The 21,654-nt window shown below is 60.4% G+C and carries 13 protein-coding genes and 1 pseudogene; 11 read left to right on the top strand and 3 right to left on the bottom strand.

Annotated elements, in window-relative coordinates:
* Positions 1–214 precede the first annotated feature (214 nt).
* The 10 genes and pseudogenes from glgA to ACMXYH_RS14570 all read left to right on the top strand — a co-directional run.
* Positions 215–1,801: a glycogen synthase GlgA gene (gene glgA, locus ACMXYH_RS14615; RefSeq protein ID WP_415767511.1), complete on the top strand. Its 1,587-nt coding sequence runs from the start codon at positions 215–217 to the stop codon at positions 1,799–1,801.
* Between the two features lie 13 nt (positions 1,802–1,814).
* The gene (treZ, locus tag ACMXYH_RS14610; protein WP_415767509.1) at positions 1,815–3,611 is read left to right on the top strand and encodes a malto-oligosyltrehalose trehalohydrolase; all 1,797 of its coding nucleotides are present in this window, start codon (positions 1,815–1,817) and stop codon (positions 3,609–3,611) included.
* The gene (malQ, locus tag ACMXYH_RS14605; protein WP_415767508.1) at positions 3,608–5,686 is read left to right on the top strand and encodes a 4-alpha-glucanotransferase; all 2,079 of its coding nucleotides are present in this window, start codon (positions 3,608–3,610) and stop codon (positions 5,684–5,686) included. The genes treZ and malQ overlap by 4 nt, the downstream gene beginning before the upstream one ends.
* The gene (locus ACMXYH_RS14600; RefSeq protein ID WP_415767507.1) at positions 5,683–8,469 is read left to right on the top strand and encodes a malto-oligosyltrehalose synthase; all 2,787 of its coding nucleotides are present in this window, start codon (positions 5,683–5,685) and stop codon (positions 8,467–8,469) included. Before malQ ends, ACMXYH_RS14600 begins: the two co-directional genes overlap by 4 nt.
* Positions 8,470–8,490: 21 nt before the next feature.
* Positions 8,491–8,808, top strand: a complete 318-nt coding sequence (locus ACMXYH_RS14595) for a DUF2934 domain-containing protein (RefSeq protein WP_129443906.1) — start codon at positions 8,491–8,493, stop codon at positions 8,806–8,808.
* Positions 8,809–8,922: 114 nt separating this feature from the next.
* Complete coding sequence (gene glgX, locus ACMXYH_RS14590; protein WP_134421559.1) at positions 8,923–11,082, top strand: glycogen debranching protein GlgX; 2,160 nt, start codon at positions 8,923–8,925, stop codon at positions 11,080–11,082.
* 259 nt (positions 11,083–11,341) lie between these two features.
* A complete protein-coding gene (locus ACMXYH_RS14585; protein ID WP_415767506.1) occupies positions 11,342–12,100 on the top strand; it encodes a PIG-L deacetylase family protein in 759 nt (252 codons plus the stop codon).
* A gap of 258 nt (positions 12,101–12,358) precedes the next feature.
* Positions 12,359–13,159, top strand: a complete 801-nt coding sequence (locus tag ACMXYH_RS14580; RefSeq protein WP_046053575.1) for an endonuclease/exonuclease/phosphatase family protein — start codon at positions 12,359–12,361, stop codon at positions 13,157–13,159.
* A gap of 540 nt (positions 13,160–13,699) precedes the next feature.
* Positions 13,700–14,068, top strand: a complete 369-nt coding sequence (locus ACMXYH_RS14575) for a DUF6124 family protein (protein WP_415767505.1) — start codon at positions 13,700–13,702, stop codon at positions 14,066–14,068.
* Positions 14,069–14,117: 49 nt separating this feature from the next.
* A pseudogene (locus ACMXYH_RS14570) lies at positions 14,118–14,447 on the top strand (autotransporter outer membrane beta-barrel domain-containing protein); the annotation flags it as partial.
* On the opposite strand, the gene ACMXYH_RS14565 reads toward ACMXYH_RS14570, so the two are convergent.
* Positions 14,399–14,542 (bottom strand): hypothetical protein, encoded by a 144-nt coding sequence (locus tag ACMXYH_RS14565; RefSeq protein WP_415767504.1) that lies wholly within the window; start codon positions 14,540–14,542, stop codon positions 14,399–14,401. The pseudogene ACMXYH_RS14570 and the gene ACMXYH_RS14565 sit on opposite strands and share 49 nt — an antisense overlap.
* Positions 14,543–14,771: 229 nt before the next feature.
* Between ACMXYH_RS14565 and ACMXYH_RS14560 the strand changes: the two genes are divergently transcribed.
* Positions 14,772–15,845, top strand: a complete 1,074-nt coding sequence (locus ACMXYH_RS14560) for an autotransporter domain-containing protein (protein WP_415767503.1) — start codon at positions 14,772–14,774, stop codon at positions 15,843–15,845.
* 134 nt (positions 15,846–15,979) lie between these two features.
* Here the strand turns inward: ACMXYH_RS14560 and glgB are convergent, their stop codons facing one another.
* Complete coding sequence (glgB, locus tag ACMXYH_RS14555) at positions 15,980–18,211, bottom strand: 1,4-alpha-glucan branching protein GlgB (protein WP_415767502.1); 2,232 nt, start codon at positions 18,209–18,211, stop codon at positions 15,980–15,982.
* Positions 18,212–18,213: 2 nt separating this feature from the next.
* Positions 18,214–21,555: a maltose alpha-D-glucosyltransferase gene (treS, locus tag ACMXYH_RS14550; protein WP_415767501.1), complete on the bottom strand. Its 3,342-nt coding sequence runs from the start codon at positions 21,553–21,555 to the stop codon at positions 18,214–18,216.
* Positions 21,556–21,654 lie beyond the last annotated feature (99 nt).

Genomic DNA, 21,654 nt, shown 5'->3' with positions numbered 1-21,654 from the left:
TCTAAACTTTTGCCGCTCGTGACGGGTCAGGTTAAAGGGAGGTGCGTTGCGACTGGTGCAATCCTTGCAATGTCCACTTCAGCCATTCTGCTTCAACGCATTGGCAGCGTTTGCTCACCGATGCGTAGCGCGTTTGCGCCCGGCCACAGGAATTGGCCACGAACCACCGTTTGTGCCAGACCTAAGAATTAGATCAACAACACGGGAGATTCATATGATCAGTGCGGCTTTAGATATTCAGGGAGAACGTGCTCATCAGCAGGTCGGCGAAACGAGCGCTGTGAGCGCCCCCAGTCACCAATCGATCAGCGTCCCCGGCACCAGGACGCTGGCACCGGTGCCGAGTCAGAATCCCAACAAGAAGAAAGTGCTGTTCGTCACCTCGGAGATCGCCGATCTGGTGAAAACCGGTGGTCTGGGCGACGTTTCCGCAGCACTGCCGCGAGCCATGGCTCACTTGCACGATGTGCGCGTGTTGATCCCCGGTTACCCGCAAGTGCTGAACAGCGAAAACCCGATTCATATCATTGGTGAGCTCGGTGGTCACGCCGCGTTGCCCCCCTGCAAGATCGGGCGCATGGACATGCCTGACGGTCTGGTCATTTACGTGTTGATCTGCCCCGAGCTCTACGAGCGCGAGGGTTCGCCTTACGGCGCCAACAACGGCCGCGACTGGCCGGACAACCACATTCGTTTCGCCCGTCTGGGCCTGGCAGCCGCCGATATCGCCGCCAACCTTGCACAAATTCACTGGTGCCCGGACCTGGTGCACGCCCATGACTGGCCTGCCGGTCTGGCACCCGCTTACATGCACTGGCGTGGACAGCGTACCCCGACGCTGTTCACCATTCATAACCTCGCCTATCAGGGCGTGACCAGTCTTGGTTCGTGCCCGGAACTGGGTATTCCCCTGCATGCCTTGCAACAGGAAGGCATGGAGTTCTACGGCAAGATGTCGTTCCTCAAGGCCGGCATGGCTTATTCGAGCCACATCACCACCGTCAGCGCCACCTATGCCCAGGAAATCACCACCCCGGCCTTCGGCTGCGGTCTCGACGGTTTTCTTGCCGCCAAGACCCAGCAAGGTCTGCTCAGTGGTATTCCCAATGGCATCGATGAAAGCTGGGACGCCGCCACCGACCCGCACCTGTTCTGCCCCTTCAAAATTGGCGATTGGAACGGCAAAGCGGTCAACGCCGCCCACGTGCGTAACCTGTTCGGCCTGGACGCCTGCGAAGGTCCACTGTTCGCTGTGGTTTCGCGACTGGTCTATCAGAAAGGCCTGGACCTGACCGAAGCTGTCTCCGAGTACATCGTCAAATCCGGCGGGCAGATCGCGATCATCGGTCGTGGCGAGCCGGAAGAAGAACAAGCCATGCGTGAACTGGCCCTGCGCTTTCCAGGCCAGATCGGCGTGCGCATCGGTTTCAACGAAACCGACGCCCGTCGCATGTTCGCCGGCAGTGATTTCCTGCTGATGCCTTCGCGTTACGAGCCTTGCGGGCTGAGCCAGATGTACGCCCAGCGCTTCGGTTCGTTGCCGGTGGCTCGCAACACCGGGGGTTTGGCCGACACCATTGAAAACGGCGTGACCGGTTTCCTGTTCGACGAATCCACGGCCGAGAGTTATCAGGAAGCCCTGAGCCGGGCCTTCAAGGTTTTTGCCTTCCCCGACCTGCTCAATGCCATGCGCTGCCGGGCCATGGCCGCGCCTTTCAACTGGTGCAAGGCGGTCGAACCGTACGCCGAACTCTACGAAAAACTGGTGACCAAGGCGCTGGGTAAATCGGGCAAACATTAAGAGGTTTTCAAAGATGCCGTTACGGACCCTTGAGACCTGGCCCCACGGCGCAATCATGCTGGACGCAGAGCACACGCGTTTTGCCTTGTGGGCGCCAGATGCGTTTTACGTCAGTGTCGAACTGGAAGATGGACAATCCTTGCCACTCCTGCCTCAGGCGGATGGCTGGTTCGTGATCAACACCCGCTGCCCCGCCGGCACGCGTTACCGCTACAACATCGACGGCGAGCTGGAGGTGCCCGACCCGGCCTCCCGCGCGCAGGCCGGTGATATCGACCGCCACAGCGTGGTGGTCGATCCACTTGCGTATCAATGGCAACACAGCGCCTGGCTCGGGCGGCCGTGGAATGAGGCGGTGATCTACGAATTACACGTCGGTGCGCTCGGCGGCTTCAGCGAAGTCGAGCAGCACCTGGCGCGCCTCGTGGAGCTGGGCATCAGTGCGATCGAATTGATGCCGCTGGCGCAGTTCCCCGGTGATCGCAATTGGGGTTACGACGGGGTTCTGACCTACGCGCCCCAAGCCTCCTATGGCACTCCCGAACAACTCAAACACCTGATCGACACCGCCCACGGCCATGGCCTGGCGGTGATTCTCGACGTGGTCTACAACCATTTCGGCCCGGACGGCAATTACCTGCATCGCTACGCCAAGGGCTTCTTCCGCGAAGACAAGCACACCCCCTGGGGTGCGGCCATCGACTTCCGGCGACGCGAGGTGCGGGACTTCTTCATCGACAATGCGCTGATGTGGTTGCTGGAGTACCGCTTCGATGGCTTGCGTCTGGACGCAGTACACGCCATCGAAGACCCTGACTTTCTTCAGGAACTGGCGCAAAAGGTTCGCCAGCAAACCGATCCGGCCAGGCATGTGTGGCTGACCGTTGAAAACGAACACAACCAGGCCAGCCTGCTCGAAGAAGGTTTCGACGCGCAATGGAACGACGACGGCCACAATGCCTTGCACGTGCTGCTGACCGGCGAAACCGACGCCTATTACGCCGACTATGCGCAAAACCCCACCGAGCAACTGGCTCGCTGCCTGAGCCAGGGCTTTGTGTTTCAGGGCCACGTGACCCGTCACGGTACAACCCGTGGCGAGCCCAGCGGTCATTTGCCGCCCTGTGCTTTCGTGCTGTTTCTGCAAAACCACGACCAGATCGGCAACCGCGCCTTGGGCGAACGGCTGCATCAACTGGCCAACCCCGATTCGCTCAAGGCAGCCACCGCATTGCTGCTGTTGTCACCGATGATCCCCCTGATGTTCATGGGCGACGAGTTCGCCGCCGAGCAACCGTTCCTGTTCTTCACCAGCCATCACGGTGAACTCGCGGAGCTGGTCCGCGAGGGACGACGTAACGAGTTTGCCGCCTTCAGCGCGTTTGCTGATCCGCACAAACGCGAGCAGATTCCCGACCCCAACGCGCGCCAGACCTTTGAGGCTTCACGCCCCGAGCTGACACCAACCCGACAATCCGCCATACACGACCTGTATCGCCAACTGTTGCAGATCCGTCATCAGCAGATCATTCCCCGCCTCCCCGGTGCTCAAGCATTGGGCGCGGACGTACTGGGCGCAGGCGCAGTAACGGCGCGCTGGCGACTGGGCGATGGCAGCCTGCTGTGCATTGACCTGAACCTCAGCGACACACCTGTGGTCCACACCCCACAGGCCGACGCTTCGTTGTTGTTCGAATACCCGCCACAGTCAGCCGGCCTGTTGGATCAGGGCACGCTTGCCCCGTATTGCGCGCTAGTCAGCCTCACGGCCGCAGCCCCTTTGCTAACCCCGGATGGAGAGCGCCAATGAGCGATGCGCAACTGGAAATACTGGCCAGCCGAGCTGGCCTGGCTGTCGATTGGATCGACGCCAACGGCCGCCCACAGAAAGTCGCTCCATCAGTGTTACGCAACGTCCTCATCGGACTCGGTCACCCGGCCGGCAGCGCTCAGGAAATCGACGCCAGTCTGCTGGAACTGCAGCAGGTGCAACAGACCCGACACCTGCCGCCGCTGCTGACCGCCGACTTCGGTGTTGGCCTCAGCCTGGCGCATTACTTTGAGCCTGAAACACCGTGCGAGATCCACCTTGAAGATGGCTCGCGACTCAACCTGAAACTGGATGCCGAGGCGATGCTGCCCGGCCTGGTCCCGGTCGGTTATCAACACATCAGCATCGACGGGCAGGAATTTACCTTGGCCGTTGCACCGACGCGCTGCTACAGCGTCGGCGATGCCGTCGACAGTCCGATCCCGCGCGCCTGGGGCCTGAGCGTGCAGCTGTACTCGCTGCGTCGTCCGGGCGATGGCGGTTTCGGCGATACCCAGGCGCTGGAAGACCTGGCCCGTGTAGCCGGTGAACGCGGTGCCGAAGCGTTGGCGATCAGTCCGCTGCATGCCATGTTCGGCAGCGATACCCAGCGCTACAGCCCGTATTCGCCGTCCAGCCGTTTGTTTCTCAACAGTCTGTACGCCGCACCGGGCGCGATCCTGGGTGACCGAGCGTTGCGGACCGCGATTGATTCCACAGGCCTGGCGGCAGAACTCAAGCACCTTGAAGCCTTGCCCTTGGTTGATTGGCCGGTAGCGGCCGAAGCCAAACACCGTCTGTTGCAGGCGTTGTACGAAGGCTTTGTCCAGGGTGAACACCCGTTGCATGCCGACTTCAGCAGCTTCCGCCACGCCGCTGGCGAGGCCCTGGAAAACCACTGCCGCTTTGAAGCCATTCAAGAAGCCCGCGCCGCCAAGGGTGAAAGTCTCGACTGGCGGCATTGGCCCGAGCAATGGCAAAACCCGCGCAGCGCTGCACTGGCCGAATTTGCCGAAGAAAACGCCGGACGCATCGGCTTCTTTGCCTTCTGCCAATGGCTGATTACGCGGTGCCTGGAACGCGCACAAACCGCCGCCCGCAGCGCCGGCATGAGCATTGGCTTGATCGCCGATCTGGCGGTGGGTGCCGATGGCGGTGGCAGTCAGGCCTGGAGTCGTCAGGACGAATTGCTCGCCTCGCTGACCGTGGGCGCACCGCCCGACATCCTTAACCGCACCGGTCAGGGCTGGGGGATTTCCGCGTTCTCGCCCGAAGGTCTGGTACGCAATGGCTTTCGTGCCTTCATCGAAATGCTCCGCGCCAATTTTGCCCACGCCGGTGGCCTGCGCATCGATCACGTCATGGGCCTGCAACGGCTGTGGGTGATCCCCAATGGCGCGTCACCCGCCGACGGCGCCTACCTCTATTACCCGGTGGACGACCTGCTGCGTTTGCTGACCCTCGAGTCCCATCGCCATCAGGCCATCGTCCTCGGTGAAGACCTTGGCACCGTGGCCGATGGGTTGCGAGAAAAGCTCATCGCCCGTTCGATCCTCGGCATGCGCGTGCTGCTGTTCGAACAGGACAACGCGCACTTCAAAACGATTCTCGACTGGCCGGACAACGCCCTCGCGACCACCAGCACCCATGACCTGCCGACGCTCAATGGCTGGTGGCATGGCCACGATATCGACTGGAACGCCCGACTGGGCCTGGTCGACGCCCCCGGTGAAATCGAATGGCGCCACCACCGTGAACGCGAGCGCGAAGGCCTGCGTCGGGTGTTGAGCGAGGACCCGCAGAACTTTCGCGAAGAGTCCCACGAAACCGATCAGGTGCTCGACGCCGCAATACGTTTCCTCGGTCATACCCGTGCGCCGCTGGTGTTGCTGCCGCTGGAAGATGCCCTGGGCATCGAACAGCAGGCCAACTTGCCCGGCACCACCGACACGCACCCCAACTGGTCCCGACGCTTACCCGGCGACAGTGAAGCCTTGCTCGATGACCCGGACGCCGCCCGGCGCCTGGAACTGCTCGCCTGCGCGCGGCTTCAGGCGGCCGAGCGTGACCAATGAAGCAAACGCTTATCCAACCGCTGCGGGCTACCTTGCGGCTGCAGTTCCATAAAGACTTCACGCTGGACGATGCGGTACCGCTGGTGCCGTACTTCGCCAGCCTCGGCATCAGCCATGTCTATGCGTCACCCCTGCTGAGCGCCCGCGCCGGCTCCATGCATGGCTACGACGTCGTGGACCCGACCACGGTCAACCCGGAACTGGGTGGCGAAGCGGCGCTGCGGCGTTTGGTCAGCGCATTGCGCGAGCAGAACATGGGGCTGATCCTCGACATCGTCTCCAACCACATGGCCGTCGGCGGTGGCGATAATCCCTGGTGGCAGGATTTGCTGGAATGGGGACGCCTGAGTCCTTATGGCGAGTTCTTCGATATCCAGTGGCATTCACCCGACCCGTTGATGGAAGGCCAGTTGTTGCTGCCCTTCCTCGGCAGCGACTACGGCATCGCCTTGCAGGACGGCACCCTGCCCCTGCGCTTCGATGCGCAAAAGGGCGCGTTTTATGTCGAGCACTATGAACATCACTTCCCGATCTGCCCGACCCATTACGGCGAACTGCTCAGAACCGATGACCCGCTGACCGCCGAATCGCTCAAGTCGCTGGCAGACCGTTTCAGCACCTTGAGCTACCAAACCGACGCCCACAGTCTGGCGATGCCGCTGAAAACAGAGTTGCGTGAACTGGCTAGCGATCCGGCGATTCTCCAGGCCATCCAGCAAAACCTCAGCGCTTACGACTCGCTCACCGCCGAAGGTTTCCAGCACCTGCACCAGTTGCTTGAACACCAAAGCTATCGCCTGGCCAGTTGGCGCACGGCGGCCGATGACATCAACTGGCGGCGTTTTTTCGATATCAACGAACTGGGTGGCTTGCGGGTTGAACGCCCCGCTGTGTTCGAAGCCACCCACGCGAAAATCTTCGAGCTGGTAGCCGAAGGCCTGGTTGACGGTTTGCGCATCGACCACATCGACGGTCTCGCCGACCCTCGGGGTTACTGCCGAAAATTGCGGCGGCGGGTCGACAGCCTGTCGCCGGATCGGCACCTGCCGATCTACGTCGAGAAGATCCTCGGCGAAGGTGAAACCCTGCACCGCGACTGGTCGGTGGATGGCACCACGGGTTACGAGTTCATGAATCAGCTGTCGCTGCTGCAACACGCGCCCGAAGGCGCCGACACCTTGGGCGAACTGTGGAATCGTTACAGCGAACGGCCCGCCGATTTCCGTCAGGAAGCGCAACTGGCCCGCCAGCAGATCCTCAACGGTTCCCTCGCCGGAGACTTTGAAAGCGTCGCCCAGGCCCTGTTGCAAGTGGCCCGGGATGACCTGATGACCCGCGACCTGACCCTCGGTGCGATCCGTCGGGCGTTGCAGGAACTGATCGTGCATTTCCCGGTGTACCGCACCTACATCAGCCCCCGTGGGCGTTCGGCTGAAGACGATGTGTTTTTCCAGCAAGCCATGGACGGTGCCAGGCAAACCCTCGGCGAGGCCGACTGGCCGGTGCTCGATTGCCTGGCCAACTGGCTGGGCGGTGAACCCTGGCGCAAACACCCGTTGGGCCGGCCGCGCAAGATGCTCAAGCATGCCTGTGTGCGTTTTCAGCAACTGACGTCGCCGGCAGCGGCGAAGGCTGTGGAGGACACCGCGTTCTATCGCTCGGCGACATTGTTGTCGCGCAATGACGTGGGCTTCAGCACCGAGCAGTTCAGCGCGCCGGTGGCCGATTTCCATGCGGCTTGCACCCATCGCCTCGAAGCATTCCCCGATAATTTGCTGGCCACCGCGACCCACGACCACAAACGCGGCGAAGACACCCGCGCACGCCTCGCGGTGCTGAGCGAGCGCAGTGCCTGGTACGCCGAGCAAGTCCCGCTCTGGCAGGCCCTCGCCCGCCCCCTGCGCGACGACGACCAGATGCCGACTGCGGGCGATGAGTTGATCCTCTATCAAGCGATCCTCGGCAGCTGGCCGCTCGATTTGCGCAGTGACGATCAAGCAGCCTTGGAGAACTACACTCAACGAGTGTGGCAGTGGCAACAGAAAGCCTTGCGCGAAGCCAAGTTGCAAAGCAGCTGGAGCGCGCCAAACGAGGCTTACGAACAAGCGGTTCACCAATTCCTGCAACGTCTGCTTCTGAGCCCCGAAGGTGAACTGCTACGCGCTGCCCTCGGCAAAGCAGCCAAGAGCATCGCCGTCCCCGGCGCGCTCAATGGATTGGCGCAAACCTTGCTGCGCATGACCGTGCCGGGGGTACCGGACCTGTATCAGGGCAACGAGTACTGGGACTTCTCGCTGGTCGATCCGGACAACCGCCGGCCGGTGGATTACGCCAGCCGTCAGCAGTCGATGCAGACGCCATTGGAACTGCCAGAATTGTTGGCTAACTGGCGTGACGGGCGCATTAAACAAGCGCTGATCGCTCATGTGTTGAACCTGCGGCTGGAGCACACCGAACTGTTTCGGCGAGGGACGTATCAAGCCCTTGAAGTCGTCGGCAGCCAGGCTCACCGGGTGCTCGCATTTGCTCGCTCGCTGGAAGGAAAACGCGCCATCGTCATCGTGCCGATACGCTGCGCCGAACTGCTGAAAAACAGTGCCGAACCCCGGATTGGCGCGCCGCTGTGGGGCGATACACGGGTCAAATTACCGTTCACCGCCCCTGATGAAAATTTAGAGGGACTTTTTTCAAGCACACCAGTCACACCCCAAAGGGAACTGAACATCAGCACCGCGCTGGGGGATTTCCCGATCAATCTTTTTATCCAAACTACCCACACTTGAGTTCAGTTCAGGAGCATTGCGATGAGCACTAACGATAAACGCATCCGCGAATTCGCCTATCAGATCTGGGAATCGGAAGGAAAACCCGAGGGTCAGGAAGCCCGCCACTGGGAGATGGCCCGCAAACTGGCTGAAGCCGAAGCCCTGGCACCGAGCAAATCGCCAAAAGCGGCTGGCAGCAAAACCGCCGGCACCAAGGCCCCTGCCAGCAAAGCCAATGGCAAGGCTGCCGAGCCAAAAGCCAAAGCCAAGCCCGCCGCGGCTTCGAAGGTGATCCCGCCGGGCGAAAAAGCCAACGAGAAAAAACCTCGAGCAGCGCGTAAACCGCCCGCGGTCTGACGCCTCTCACCTTTGTCCTGATTGACCTCGTGGCGAGCCTTCTCGCCACCGAGGGCTCGCTCGCCCTCAAAAAAAACCAGAGCCAAGAACTGAACCCCCTTTGCAGGAGCACCTATGACCAGTCCGAAGAAAGCCGCGCCAGAACCTCAGATCGAGGCCTCGCGAATCCGTGAAGGCTTGCCCTTCCCGCTGGGCGCGACCTGGGATGGCCTGGGGGTCAACTTTGCCTTGTTTTCCGCCAATGCCACCAAGGTCGAGCTGTGCATCTTCGATGATGCCGGCGAGGTCGAACTGGAACGCATCGAACTGCCGGAATACACCGACGAGATCTACCACGGCTACCTGCCCGACGCGCATCCGGGGATGATCTACGGCTACCGTGTCTACGGCCCGTACGACCCGGCGAACGGTCATCGCTTCAACCACAACAAACTGCTGATCGACCCCTACGCCAAACAACTGGTCGGCCAGTTGAAATGGTCCGAAGCGCTGTTCGGCTACACCATCGGCCACCCCGACGCCGACCTCAGTTTCGATGAACGGGACAGCGCGCCCTTCGTGCCCAAATGCAAGGTGATCGACCCCGCCCACACCTGGGGTCACGACCATCGGGTCAGCGTGCCGTGGGACAAGACCATCATTTATGAGACTCACGTGCGCGGTATCAGCATGCGTCACCCCTCCGTCCCCGAGAATGTGCGCGGCACCTTCGCCGGGTTGATGGTCGATGATGTGCTGGAACACATCCGCAAGCTCGGCGTGTCGACGGTGGAATTGCTGCCGATTCATGCCTTCGTCAACGACCAGCATCTGTTGCACAAAGGCATGACCAATTACTGGGGCTACAACAGCATCGCGTTCTTCGCCCCCGACCCGCGTTACCTGGCCAGCGGCAAAATCGCCGAGTTCAAGGAGATGGTTGCGCACCTGCACGAAGCCAATCTTGAAGTGATCCTCGACGTGGTCTACAACCACACCGCCGAGGGCAATGAGCAAGGCCCGACCCTGTCCATGCGCGGCATCGACAACGCCTCCTACTACCGCTTGATGCCCGACGACAAGCGCTTCTACATCAACGATTCCGGCACCGGCAACACCCTGGACCTGAGTCACCCGTGCGTGCTGCAAATGGTCACCGACTCCCTGCGCTACTGGGCTTCGGAAATGCACGTGGACGGATTCCGCTTCGACCTGGCAACCATTCTCGGGCGCTACCACGACGGCTTCGACGAACGTCACAGCTTTCTTGTGGCCTGCCGTCAGGACCCGGTGCTGCGCCAGGTGAAGATGATTGCAGAAGCCTGGGATTGCGGCCCCGGTGGCTATCAGGTCGGTAACTTTCCGCCAGGCTGGGTCGAATGGAATGACAAATTCCGCGACACCGTACGTGCGTTCTGGAAAGGCGACGACGGCCAACTGGCGGACTTCGCCAGTCGCATGACCGCCTCCGGCGAGATGTTCAATCAGCGTGGCCGGCGGCCGTACGCCTCGGTGAACTTCGTCACCGCCCACGACGGTTTCACCCTCAACGACCTGGTGTCGTACAACGACAAACACAACGAAGCCAACGACGAGAACAATCAGGACGGCAGCAACAACAACCTGTCCTGGAACCATGGCGTCGAAGGCCCGACCGACGATCCCGAGATCAATGAGCTGCGTCAGCGCCAAATGCGCAATTTCTTTGCCACGCTACTGCTGTCCCAAGGTACGCCGATGCTGGTGGCCGGCGACGAATTCGCCCGAACCCAGGAAGGCAACAACAACGCCTATTGCCAGGACAGCGAGATCGGTTGGGTCAATTGGGACCTGAGCGAAGACGGCAAGGCCCTGCTCAAGTTCGTTAAACGCCTGATCAAGTTGCGCCTGACCTACCCGATCCTGCGTCGCGGCCGGTTCCTGGTGGGCAATTACAACGAGGACATCGGCGTCAAGGACGTCACCTGGCTCGCGCCGGATGGCAGCGAAATGTCCATCGAACAATGGGAGGAAGGCCATGGCCGCTGCCTCGGCATGCTGATGGATGGCCGCGCCCAGGAAACCGGTATCCGCCGCAAGGGCGGTGACGCGACCCTGTTGCTGGTGGTCAACGCGCACCACGATATCGTCAATTTCACCTTGCCGGAAGTACCTGACGGCTATCACTGGACGTGCATGATCGACACCAATCAACCGTCGATTCGCGGGCAGGAACGCTTCGAGTTCGGACACGAATATTCCGTCACCGGTCGTTCTCTGCTGCTGTTCGAATTGCAGCATGAGGAAGAAGAGTGAAATGGACCTTCAGGGGTTTCTCGATCGACAGTCACCGGATTACGCCGATACTCAGGCGTTAGGCCGGTGCCTGCAAGCCGCCTAGACCCCGGCGCAACATGAGTTGGTTTCGCTGCGGGACATGGCGCAGGTCGGATAAAAAAACGTACCGGATGGAGCATCGAGGCGACGAATAGCGTGTCATGAGCAATACTCTGCTCGCGGCAATCCAGGGTTTGGAGCGCTGCACATTGCTATCAACGAGAACAAGGACGTAGCCATGAAAACGGTCACCATCAGTGAAAGCATCCCGCCAGTACAAATCTGGAACAGCGCCCCGCAACTGGACAACATTCCTGTCATCAGCACTCAGACCTTGGTCCCCGCCGGCGCACGCGCTGTAGTGATTGCCCCACACCCTGGCGATGAAGTCGTGACCTGCGGCGGCCTGCTGCAGTTGCTCAGCGCCCTGGGACATCCGCTCCAGTTAATCTCGATTACCGACGGCAGCGCCAGCCATCCGGGCTCGCAACAGTGGTCGGAGAAACGCTTGAGCGTGTTCCGCCCCCAGGAAAGCCTCGAAGCCTTGCGCCGGCTCGGGTTGCCGATGCACAGCCTCAAATGGATTCGTGGCGGCTTCACCGACAACGCCCTGGCCGAACGGGAATTTCAGATGACTCAATTCATTGCCCGTTATTTACGCCCCGGGGATGTGGTGTTCAGCACCTGGCGCGAGGATGGCATTGTCGACCATGACGCCGTCGGCCGGGCTAGCGTCAAGGCCGCGGCCATGGTCGGGGCGGCGTTCAACGAAGTACCGGTCTGGGCCTGGCACTGGCCAACGCGTGATCGAGGGCTCATCCCGTGGCATCGCGCGCGCAAGATTCGCCTGGACACCTGGACCGTCGCGCGCAAAAGCCACGCCACCCACGCCTATGCCAGCCAGCTCGACGGCGAGCCGGCCATCGGCCTCGCCCCGCTGCTGCCCCCGGTGCTTCTGGAGCGGATACGGTTGCCTTATGAAATTGTCTTCGTCTGACGCAGCGCTGGTAGCAGCCTGTAGCAGCTGTCGAGCCTGCGAGGCTGCGTTCGACTGCGCAGCAGTCGCCATCCAGAACATGGAGTTTGCCTGACACACCGCGTTGCCGGTCTTACGACTGCTACGCAGTCGAACGCAGCCTCGCAGGCTCGACAGCTGCTACATTCTGGCGTGAAGGCTGCTTGCGACGAATCACTCTGAACTGCCCGCCGCTGCATCAGTCGCATACATAAGCAGTCCTGATTCAGAGGAGTGAACGTGACCAGTGATTCCAAGTGGCAGGCCGTCGAATCATCTCCATTGAACACGCCCCCGGCGATTCATCGACTGAGAGTGCTGACGGTCAACACCCACAAGGGTTTTACCGCACTCAACCGACGTTTCATTCTCCCGGAACTGCGTGAAGCGGTACGCAGTACGTCGGCGGACCTGGTGTTCCTGCAGGAAGTCGTCGGTGAACACGACCGCCATTCCACTCGCTACAACGATTGGCCGCAGACCTCACAATACGAGTTCCTGGCCGACAGCATGTGGAGCGACTTCGCCTACGGTCGCAACGCGGTCTACCCCAACGGTCACCACGGCAATGCCCTGTTATCGAAATACCCGATCCGCGAACACCGCAACCTCGACGTCTCGATCACCGGCCCCGAACGCCGCGGCCTGCTGCATTGCGTTCTGGATGTACCGGGGCACACTGAAGTCCATGCGATCTGCGTTCACTTGAGTCTGCTGGAAAGCCATCGCCAACTACAGCTCCAGCTACTCTGCCAACTGCTCGAATCGTTACCCGACGATGCACCGGTGATTATCGCCGGCGACTTCAACGATTGGCAGCTGCAAGGCAACACCGCCCTCGCCCGACGCGACTACCTGCATGAAGCCTTCGAGCGTCACCACGGCCGCCCGGCGAAAACCTATCCTGCGCGTTTTCCGCTTCTGCGCCTGGATCGGATTTATTTGCGCAACGCCAGCAGTCATGAGCCGCGAATACTGGGGCACAAGCCCTGGACGCATTTGTCGGATCACTTGCCATTGGCGGTGGAAGTGCATCTTTGAAACGCCATTAGCTTCGTAGACTGCTGTGCCGGCCTGCGCCTATGGGGCAACCGCACCGCGGCCTGGCCCAGCGTCACCCACATGCGCAAATTCGGAAACGTGCGCCGCACCAAACACGTCGTCGACGAATCAACCGGCATCGCACTTAATGTCGGACGCTTCCTCGAATTTTTAGACGCTTTCATGCGTTTAGCGGACGCGTTTAAAGACACTCGGTGTTACGTCCTAACGGCTACAACGCCTTGCGTCGTTACCTACACGTGCGCCAGAATCCGCCGGCTTGTGCGGCTTGATGCCGGGCTATATCGTTTGCTGGTCACTGCAAAACAGTGATCGGGTTTGGTAGCCCGGATATAAGGAATGCACAGCATCACCATTCGCGGCGTTTTTTTCGTCTCGGCACTATGGTGGTCATGCGCAGGGCACCTTCGGGTGCGCCGGTTTCCTTATGTCCCGGTCTACCAACCTGCGTATGGCCACCACCCTTCGTTTGGTAGCGAGGTTGGTTGGCTCTTATTCACGGCATAAGGAGTTCTAACTATGTTCAAGGTAACGCCCAACCCCCCTAACACCGGTCCGGTACCCTACGACGCCTTTATTGATCTTGACCCCAAGAAAATGAAAGAGGCGGCCGACCGCGCACTCAGCTTCTACCTCAACCCCGGGGCGTCGAAAACGCAGATACCGCCCTACAAGCCCAGCACCATTTTCACCATCGACGCAGCGGTGGATGACGAAACGTTGCTCGTCGAGGCCTGCGAATCGTTGGCATCAGCCAGCGCCATGGTCAACGATCTCACCGCCTTGACGGATGGCCCACGACGCCAAACGATGCTGGTGCTGCAAAGGATGATCATGTTGGGTGAGTTAGCGGTCAATCGAGTACTGGATAACCACAAGCCTGGGTAGTCGCCAGGCGGGTAGCGAGGGCGCCTGCGTCCTCGCTGTTTAGCAGCATTCAAAGGTCTCATTCGACTCCGACGGTGCCTGGACCGGTCGCCTCGGCGCTCGACTCAAAGGCCGCTACCAAGTCAGTGGACGACCACTGGAACCTTATATACGAGCCAATCTGTGGCACACCCTTTCCGGTACCGACTCGGTAACCTTCGACGGCGCGGACCGGATCGATACCGAGCAAAAATCGTCATCGGCCGACCTCGGTGTCGGCTTTGTGCTTAGCCTCGCGAAAACCGTGAGCGTGTATGGCGGAGTCGACTACACCAGCAATATCGACAGCAATCAGCTGCGCGCAATTGCCGCAAATGTCGGTGTCAGGGTGAGTTGGTAGACCGGTAGCCAACTATCAAAACCGCTCTGGAACGCGGATTTTTTGACGATTTTTCGAACAAACAAGACCTTAGATGTGCGGCGTAAATCAGTCACTTGCAAGTCCTAAAATACACATACCATTTATCGGCCATTTTCTTGACGCGATGTCAAGGGTCTTCTTAGCTACACGTTACTACCCCCGGAAATACACCATGGGGCAAACCCCGAGACACCCGCAAAATCGGGCGGCCAGAGGCTTGCCCCACTATATTCGGTCGCCCCTCATTCGGGGTAGGAGAGACGCCAGAGCGAGATACCGCACGCGATTGCAAGGTAGACCTCCATGAAAACTTCTTTCACCCAACATGAGATCAAAGTTACTTTTTGCACTGTCTCGAGTTCACTACTCCTGTGCTCGTCCATGGAAGTACAGGCAGGGCCGGCAGAGGATGAAACCACGCCTTGGTATCGTCAGGATGTTCCGGTCATGACTTTACCCGCCGTCACTTTCTCCGCCCCCTCCTCCGGCCGTTTCAGCGCCGCCTCCGATCCACGAAGTTCGCGCTTGACCATCGAGGACACTGCGCCTTCGGCCTGGGATCAGGTGTATGGACAGGCCTCGCGGCAGGCGCAAACCGATGTTCTGGCTCAGGGATTTGCTATCCCTGGCAGTAGCGAATTCAAAGGTCCGGCGATCCTGACTCTGCAAAGCGGTAGCGGTCATACCCAGCGGGTCGGACTGGTCGGCGGCATGACACAGTTACAAGGCAACAGCGACGGACTGCTGACCGGTCGCGCCCTTGCTGACCCCGGCAACGACACCCTCAACCTCGAAGGCCAGAGCCTCGGCGCTTACTGGAGTCTGACCGGGCCACAAGGCTGGCATGTGGACTTGACGGCCAGCGGCGGCCGCGTCAACGGCTTTAGCCGCAATGACCAGGGCGCCCGACAAGCAACCGAGGGCAGCGCGGTGACGCTGTCGGTAGAAGGTGGTTTCCCCATTGGCCTTAGCGATCACTGGGTAGTCGAACCCCAGGCGCAATTAATCAATCAACGCATTACCCTGGACACCCCGTATGCCGGGTCAGGCAATGCCTCGTCCAGCGATCTGACGTCCTGGAGCGGCCGGGTCGGTGCACGGTTGAAAGGTAATTACGACATCAACGGCCTGGGGGTTGAACCCTATGTGCGAACCAACGTGTGGCACACGGTCTACACCAGCGATACCGTGAACCTCGATCAGGTCGAGAAGATCAGCAGCAGCCGCTATTCATCGACCGTCGAAGTGGGTTTGGGCTTGGTGGCCAGAGTGACACCTGCCGTGAGTCTCTACGTCAGCGCCGACTACAGCAGTAGTGTGGATGAGAATGATTTGAACGGGTTGATTGGGAGTTTGGGTGTGCGGATGCGGTGGTGAGCGTCTGACCTCAAGAGGTGTTTTGTTTCGGCTGACGCCTTCGCGAGCAAGCCCGCTCCCACATTGGTTTTGTGTACGACATAAATCCAAAGTGGGAGCGAGCTTGCTCGCGATGGGAGCGACTCGGTGCTAGATCAACCCTCCGGACGCAGCATCAACACCGCCAGCGGCGGCAGGTTCAATACCAACGAGAGTGCCTGGCCATGGCTCGGCTCCTCCTCGGTAAACGCCCCGCCGCTGTTGCCATAGTTCGAACCGGCGTAAGTGGCCGCATCGCTGTTGATCACCTCGGTCCAACGCCCGGCAAACGGTACGCCGATGCGATAACCCTCACGCGGCACCGGCGTGAAGTTAGCCACCACCAACACCGGCCGCCCCTCCCTGCTCCAGCGCATGAAGGCGTAAACGCTGTTGATTGCATCATCACCGATCAGCCACTGGAAGCCTTGCGGCGCGTCGTCCTGATCATGCAGCGCCGGCTCTTCGCGATACAGCCGATTAAGATCGCCGACGAGTTTCTGCACACCTTTGTGTTCCGAGTACTGCAGCAAGTACCAGTCCAGTTGCTGATCGTGGTTCCACTCACGCCACTGACCAAACTCGCAGCCCATGAACAACAGCTTCTTGCCCGGATGCGCCCACATGAAACTCAGGTAGGCGCGCAGGTTGGCGAATTTCTGCCAGCGGTCGCCGGGCATCTTGTCGATCAGCGAGTGCTTGCCGTGTACCACCTCGTCGTGGGAGATCGGCAGGATAAAACGCTCGGACCAGGCATACACCAGGCCGAAGCTCAGTTCGTTGTGATGATGAGCGCGGTACACCGGGTCCTGCTGGATGTAGTGCAGCGAATCGTGCATCCAGCCCATGTTCCACTTGTAGTCGAAGCCCAGTCCGCCCTGTTGCGTGCCCTGGCTGACACCCGGCCATGCGGTGGATTCTTCGGCAATCACCAGCGCGCCAGGGGCTTCGAGGTCTACCACGTCATTGAGATGGCGCAGGAAGTCGATGGCTTCGAGGTTTTCCCGACCGCCGTGACGGTTTGGCACCCATTCGCCGGCCTTGCGCGAGTAATCGCGATACAGCATCGAAGCCACGGCATCGACCCGCAGACCGTCGACGTGGAAATGTTTGAGCCAGTGCAGCGCCGAGGCCAGCATGTAGCCGTGCACTTCGGTGCGACCCAGGTTGTAGATCAGCGTGTCCCAGTCCTGATGGAAGCCTTCTTGCGGGTTGCCGTATTCGTACAGCGCGGTGCCGTCGAATTGCGCCAGGCCGTGGGTATCGGTCGGAAAATGTGCCGGCACCCAGTCGAGGATCACGCCAATGTCGGCCTGGTGGCAGGCATTGACGAACGCGGCGAAGTCATCCGGCGTACCGTAGCGGGCGCTCGGGGCGAATTGCGACAGCAACTGATAGCCCCAGGACCCGCCGAACGGGTGTTCCATGATCGGCATCAGCTCGATGTGGGTAAAACCCAGATCCTTCACGTAAGGAATCAGCCGCTCGGCCAACTCATGCCAGGTGTACTGGCGGGCGACCTCGCCCAGATCATCCAGCTCACATTGCCACGAGCCAGCGTGCAATTCGTAGATCGACAGCGGCGCACTCACCCGATGACGGTCGCCCCGGGATTGCATCCACTCCTGATCCTGCCACTCGATGTTCAGCGGCGAAGCGACTTTTGACGCGGTGTCCGGCGGCAGCGAGGTGGCCAGCGCCATCGGGTCGGCCTTGAGCGGCAGAATGCCGTGGGTACCGAGGATTTCGTATTTGTAGGTTTCCCCCGCTTGCATGCGCGGGACGAAAATTTCCCATACGCCGGTAGGATGACGCAGGCGCATCGGGTGCCGACGACCGTCCCAGTTGTTGAAGTCACCCACCACCGACACCCTTTTGGCGTTCGGTGCCCACACGGCGAACCGCACGCCATCGACACCGTCGACCGTTTGCAGCTGCGCGCCCAGGCAAGCGCTGAGATCGCGGTGATTGCCTTCGGCGAACAGGTACAAGTCCATCTCGCCGAGCAACGGGCCAAAGCTGTAAGGGTCCTCGGAAACCTGTTCGCCGCCGGCCCACCGGGTTCGCAGCAGATACGCCTGCGCCCGATCGAAGTGCCCGACGAACAGCCCCGGCGTCTGGGTCGCCTCAAGGGTGCCGAGTTCCTCCCCGGAGTCCTTGGCCAGTACCTGCACGCTCAAGGCGTCCGGCAAATAGGCCCGAATGAATTGCCCGCCGGCACCATCGCCGTGGGGGCCGAGAATCGCAAAGGGGTCGTGATGTTCGGCGCGTACTAGCGCATCGATATCCCGTGCTCTGGGCAGCAGCGCTTCTTTAGCGTGACCCTGCTCCTTGTTCGAGAAACTCATAACTACTCTCCACCAAGATCGGAAAAGGGTTTAAGCCCACTCAATAGTCCATACAAACCGTGCAACGGCACGGGCAACCAGGTGGGGCGATTTTCTGCCTCATAGGCCACTTCATACGCTGCCTTCTCCAGGCCGAACAACGCCAATGCGGCGTCCTCGCCTTCCGGATCTTGCCATGCATGAGCAAGACTAGCTGCCGCCAGCCGATAAGCGTCGACAAATGCTTGTCTTGCTTCATTTAAATAGCGATCAGCGACACGTTGACGAGCGGCTTGGGCATCGGCCGTGTTGTCGACGTTGTGCACATTGATCGCCATCGCCGCAGCGTAGTCAAAGGAGCGCAATACGCCACTCACATCTTTGGACGGGCTGTGTTTGCCCCGTCGTTCGTGCAGCGGCCGCGCCGGCTCGCCTTCGAAGTCGATCAGGTAAGCGTCGCCCTTGATGACCAGCACCTGGCCCAAGTGCAAATCACCGTGGACGCGAATCCGCAGACCACCGACGGCTTTTTTACCCAGCTCCTGAACATGGCTGAGGATGGTTTTTTTGTTGTCCAGTAAACGACTGACCAAGGCTTTGTCTGCCGGATTCAATTCGCTTTGATGCTGCTTGAGCAACTTCAGCGCGTACTCCAGTTGCGCCGCCACGTCCTTGGTCGAGGCCAAGGCATCTTTCTGGGAGGTAACCTGCGGGGCGAAGTCCGGGTTGTCGCTGGGCGCCGCCAGCAGCTGGTGCATTTCGCCCAGACGCTGACCGAGCATGCCGGCGAAGTCTCTCAATTCACCCAAGGCGTTGTAGTGTTGCTCCTGCTCGGACATGGCGTCGGCCAGTTCGTCGCGCAGCGCCCGTTCGAGGTTATTCTGGGTCCATTCCCAGGCGTCGCCCTGATTGCTCAAGTAGCCTTGGGCAATCATCAGCAGATTGTCCTCGCCCGCCGGATCACGGCGCACCACCGAACCCAGCAGTGGCGAAATATTGCGGAAACCGGCGTTGGTCAGGTACGCGCTCATTTCCAGTTCCGGGTGCACCCCAGACGCGACTTTGCGGATCAGTTTCAGCACCAGGCTGTTGCCGATCACCACCGAACTGTTGGACTGTTCGGCGGACAGGTAACGCACTTCCGATTCCCCGGTCAGGCCGAGTTTCGCCAGTTCCGCCGTCGGCTCAAAGTGAATCTCGCCCGCGCTGGATGGCAATACGGAATTACTTTGTATGCTGTGCAAGACCGTATGCACAAAGGTGTCGAGGCTGAAGGCGTCGGTGATCAAACCGACCTGACGCACGCGCCGGACCCGAGACAAGGCCAGTTGCTGAGGCAGCGCGGCACCCACCTGATCTTCGGAGATAAAGCCGAACGGCAACTGATAGCGGCTGGTCTGGCCGCCACTGGTGACATCGATTTCACTCAACAGCACGGGGTGCATCGGATCGCCGAAGCGCACGCCGTAAGCGATGTTGACCTGTTCGATGGCCGCGTCCTTGCCGGCAAACCAGCGGCGATTCTGTAGCCAGCTCGGCAGGATGCTCTGCTCCAGCGTGCTGCGGGACGGCGCTTCGAGCAGTTCTTCCATGCGTTTTTTCAGCACCAGCGTGGTGAAGTCCGGCAGGCTTTGCGCCGGTTCCACGTGCCAGCTTGGCATCTGGTTTTCCGCCGCCAGTACGAACCAATAGAAGCCGTAAGGCGCCAGGGTCAGCAGGAAATTCAACTGACCAATAGGCGGAAAGGCGTTACCGCCGAGCATTTCCACCGGCACCATGCCGACGTAGGCCGACAGGTCCAGCTCCGCCGCTTGCGCGCTGCGGGACACGTTGGCCACGCACAAGATGATTTCGTGCTTGCCGTCCGGTCCGGTGAATTCCCGGGTGTAGGCCAGGATCCGCCGGTTGCTCGGCGAGAGCATTTTCAGTGTGCCGCGACCGAAGGCCTTGGACTGTTTGCGCACGGCGAGCATGCGCCGGGTCCAGTTCAGCAGCGAATGCGGGTCGCCGGCCTGGGTTTCGACGTTGACCGACAAGTAGCCATATTGCGGGTCCATGATCGGCGGCAGTACCAGGCTGGCCGGGTCGGCGCGGGAGAAACCGCCGTTACGGTCAATCGACCACTGCATCGGCGTGCGCACGCCATCACGGTCGCCGAGGTAGATGTTGTCACCCATGCCGATTTCATCGCCGTAATACAGGGTCGGCGTGCCGGGCATCGACAGCAGCAGACTGTTCAGCAACTCCACACGACGACGGTCGCGCTCCATCAGCGGCGCCAAGCGGCGGCGAATGCCCAGGTTGATCCGCGCCCGACGGTCGGCCGCGTAGTAATTCCACAGGTAATCGCGCTCCTTGTCGGTGACCATTTCCAGGGTCAGCTCATCGTGGTTGCGCAGAAAAATCGCCCACTGACAGTTGGCGGGGATCTCCGGGGTCTGACGCAGAATGTCGGTGATCGGGAAACGGTCTTCCTGAGCCAGCGCCATGTACATGCGCGGCATCAGCGGGAAGTGAAACGCCATGTGGCATTCGTCGCCGTTCAGGCCTTTGGCGTCGGTGTCGCCGAAGTACAGTTGCGTGTCTTCCGGCCATTGGTTGGCCTCGGCCAGCAGCATGCGGTCCGGGTAATTGGCGTCGATTTCGGCACGGATCTGCTTGAGGACGTCGTGGGTCTCGGGCAGGTTTTCGTTGTTGGTGCCGTCGCGTTCGATCAGGTACGGAATCGCGTCCAGACGCAGACCGTCGATGCCCATGTCCAGCCAGTAGCGCATCACCGACAGCACGGCTTTCATGACTTGCGGGTTATCGAAATTCAGGTCTGGCTGATGGGAATAGAAACGGTGCCAGAAGTACTGGCCGGCCACCGGGTCCCAGGTCCAGTTGGATTTTTCGGTGTCGAGAAAGATGATGCGGGTGCCATCGTACTTTTGATCGTCATCGGACCAGACGTAAAAGTCCCGCGCCGCCGAACCGGGTTTGGCTTTGCGCGCCCGCTGAAACCAGGCGTGCTGGTCAGAGGTGTGGTTGATGACCAGTTCGGTAATCACCCGCAGGCCACGTTTGTGGGCTTCCGAGATGAACCGCTTGGCGTCGGCCATAGTGCCGTAGTCGGAGTGCACGCCACGGTATTCGGCAATATCGTAGCCGTCATCGCGTCGTGGCGAGGGATAGAACGGCAACAGCCATATGGTGTTGACGCCCAGATCGGCGATGTAATCGAGTTTGGCGATAAGACCGGGAAAGTCGCCGATCCCGTCATTGTTGGAGTCGAAAAAAGACTTAACGTGAACCTGGTAGATCACCGCATCCTTGTACCAGAGCGGGTCCTTGATAAAGGTGGCTGCCTTGGGTTTCTTCGCCATTTGAAACTCCTGAAAAACTCTGGAAAAACATCAACTGCCTGAAGAAATGCGATCAGTGTGGGAGCTGGCTTGCCTGCGATAGCGATGTGTCAGCGAGTA

The sequence above is a fragment of the Pseudomonas frigoris genome (assembly GCF_047758635.1).
Taxonomy (GTDB): Bacteria; Pseudomonadota; Gammaproteobacteria; order Pseudomonadales; family Pseudomonadaceae; genus Aquipseudomonas; species Aquipseudomonas frigoris.
This window is presented reverse-complemented; position numbering and strand designations above follow the sequence as displayed.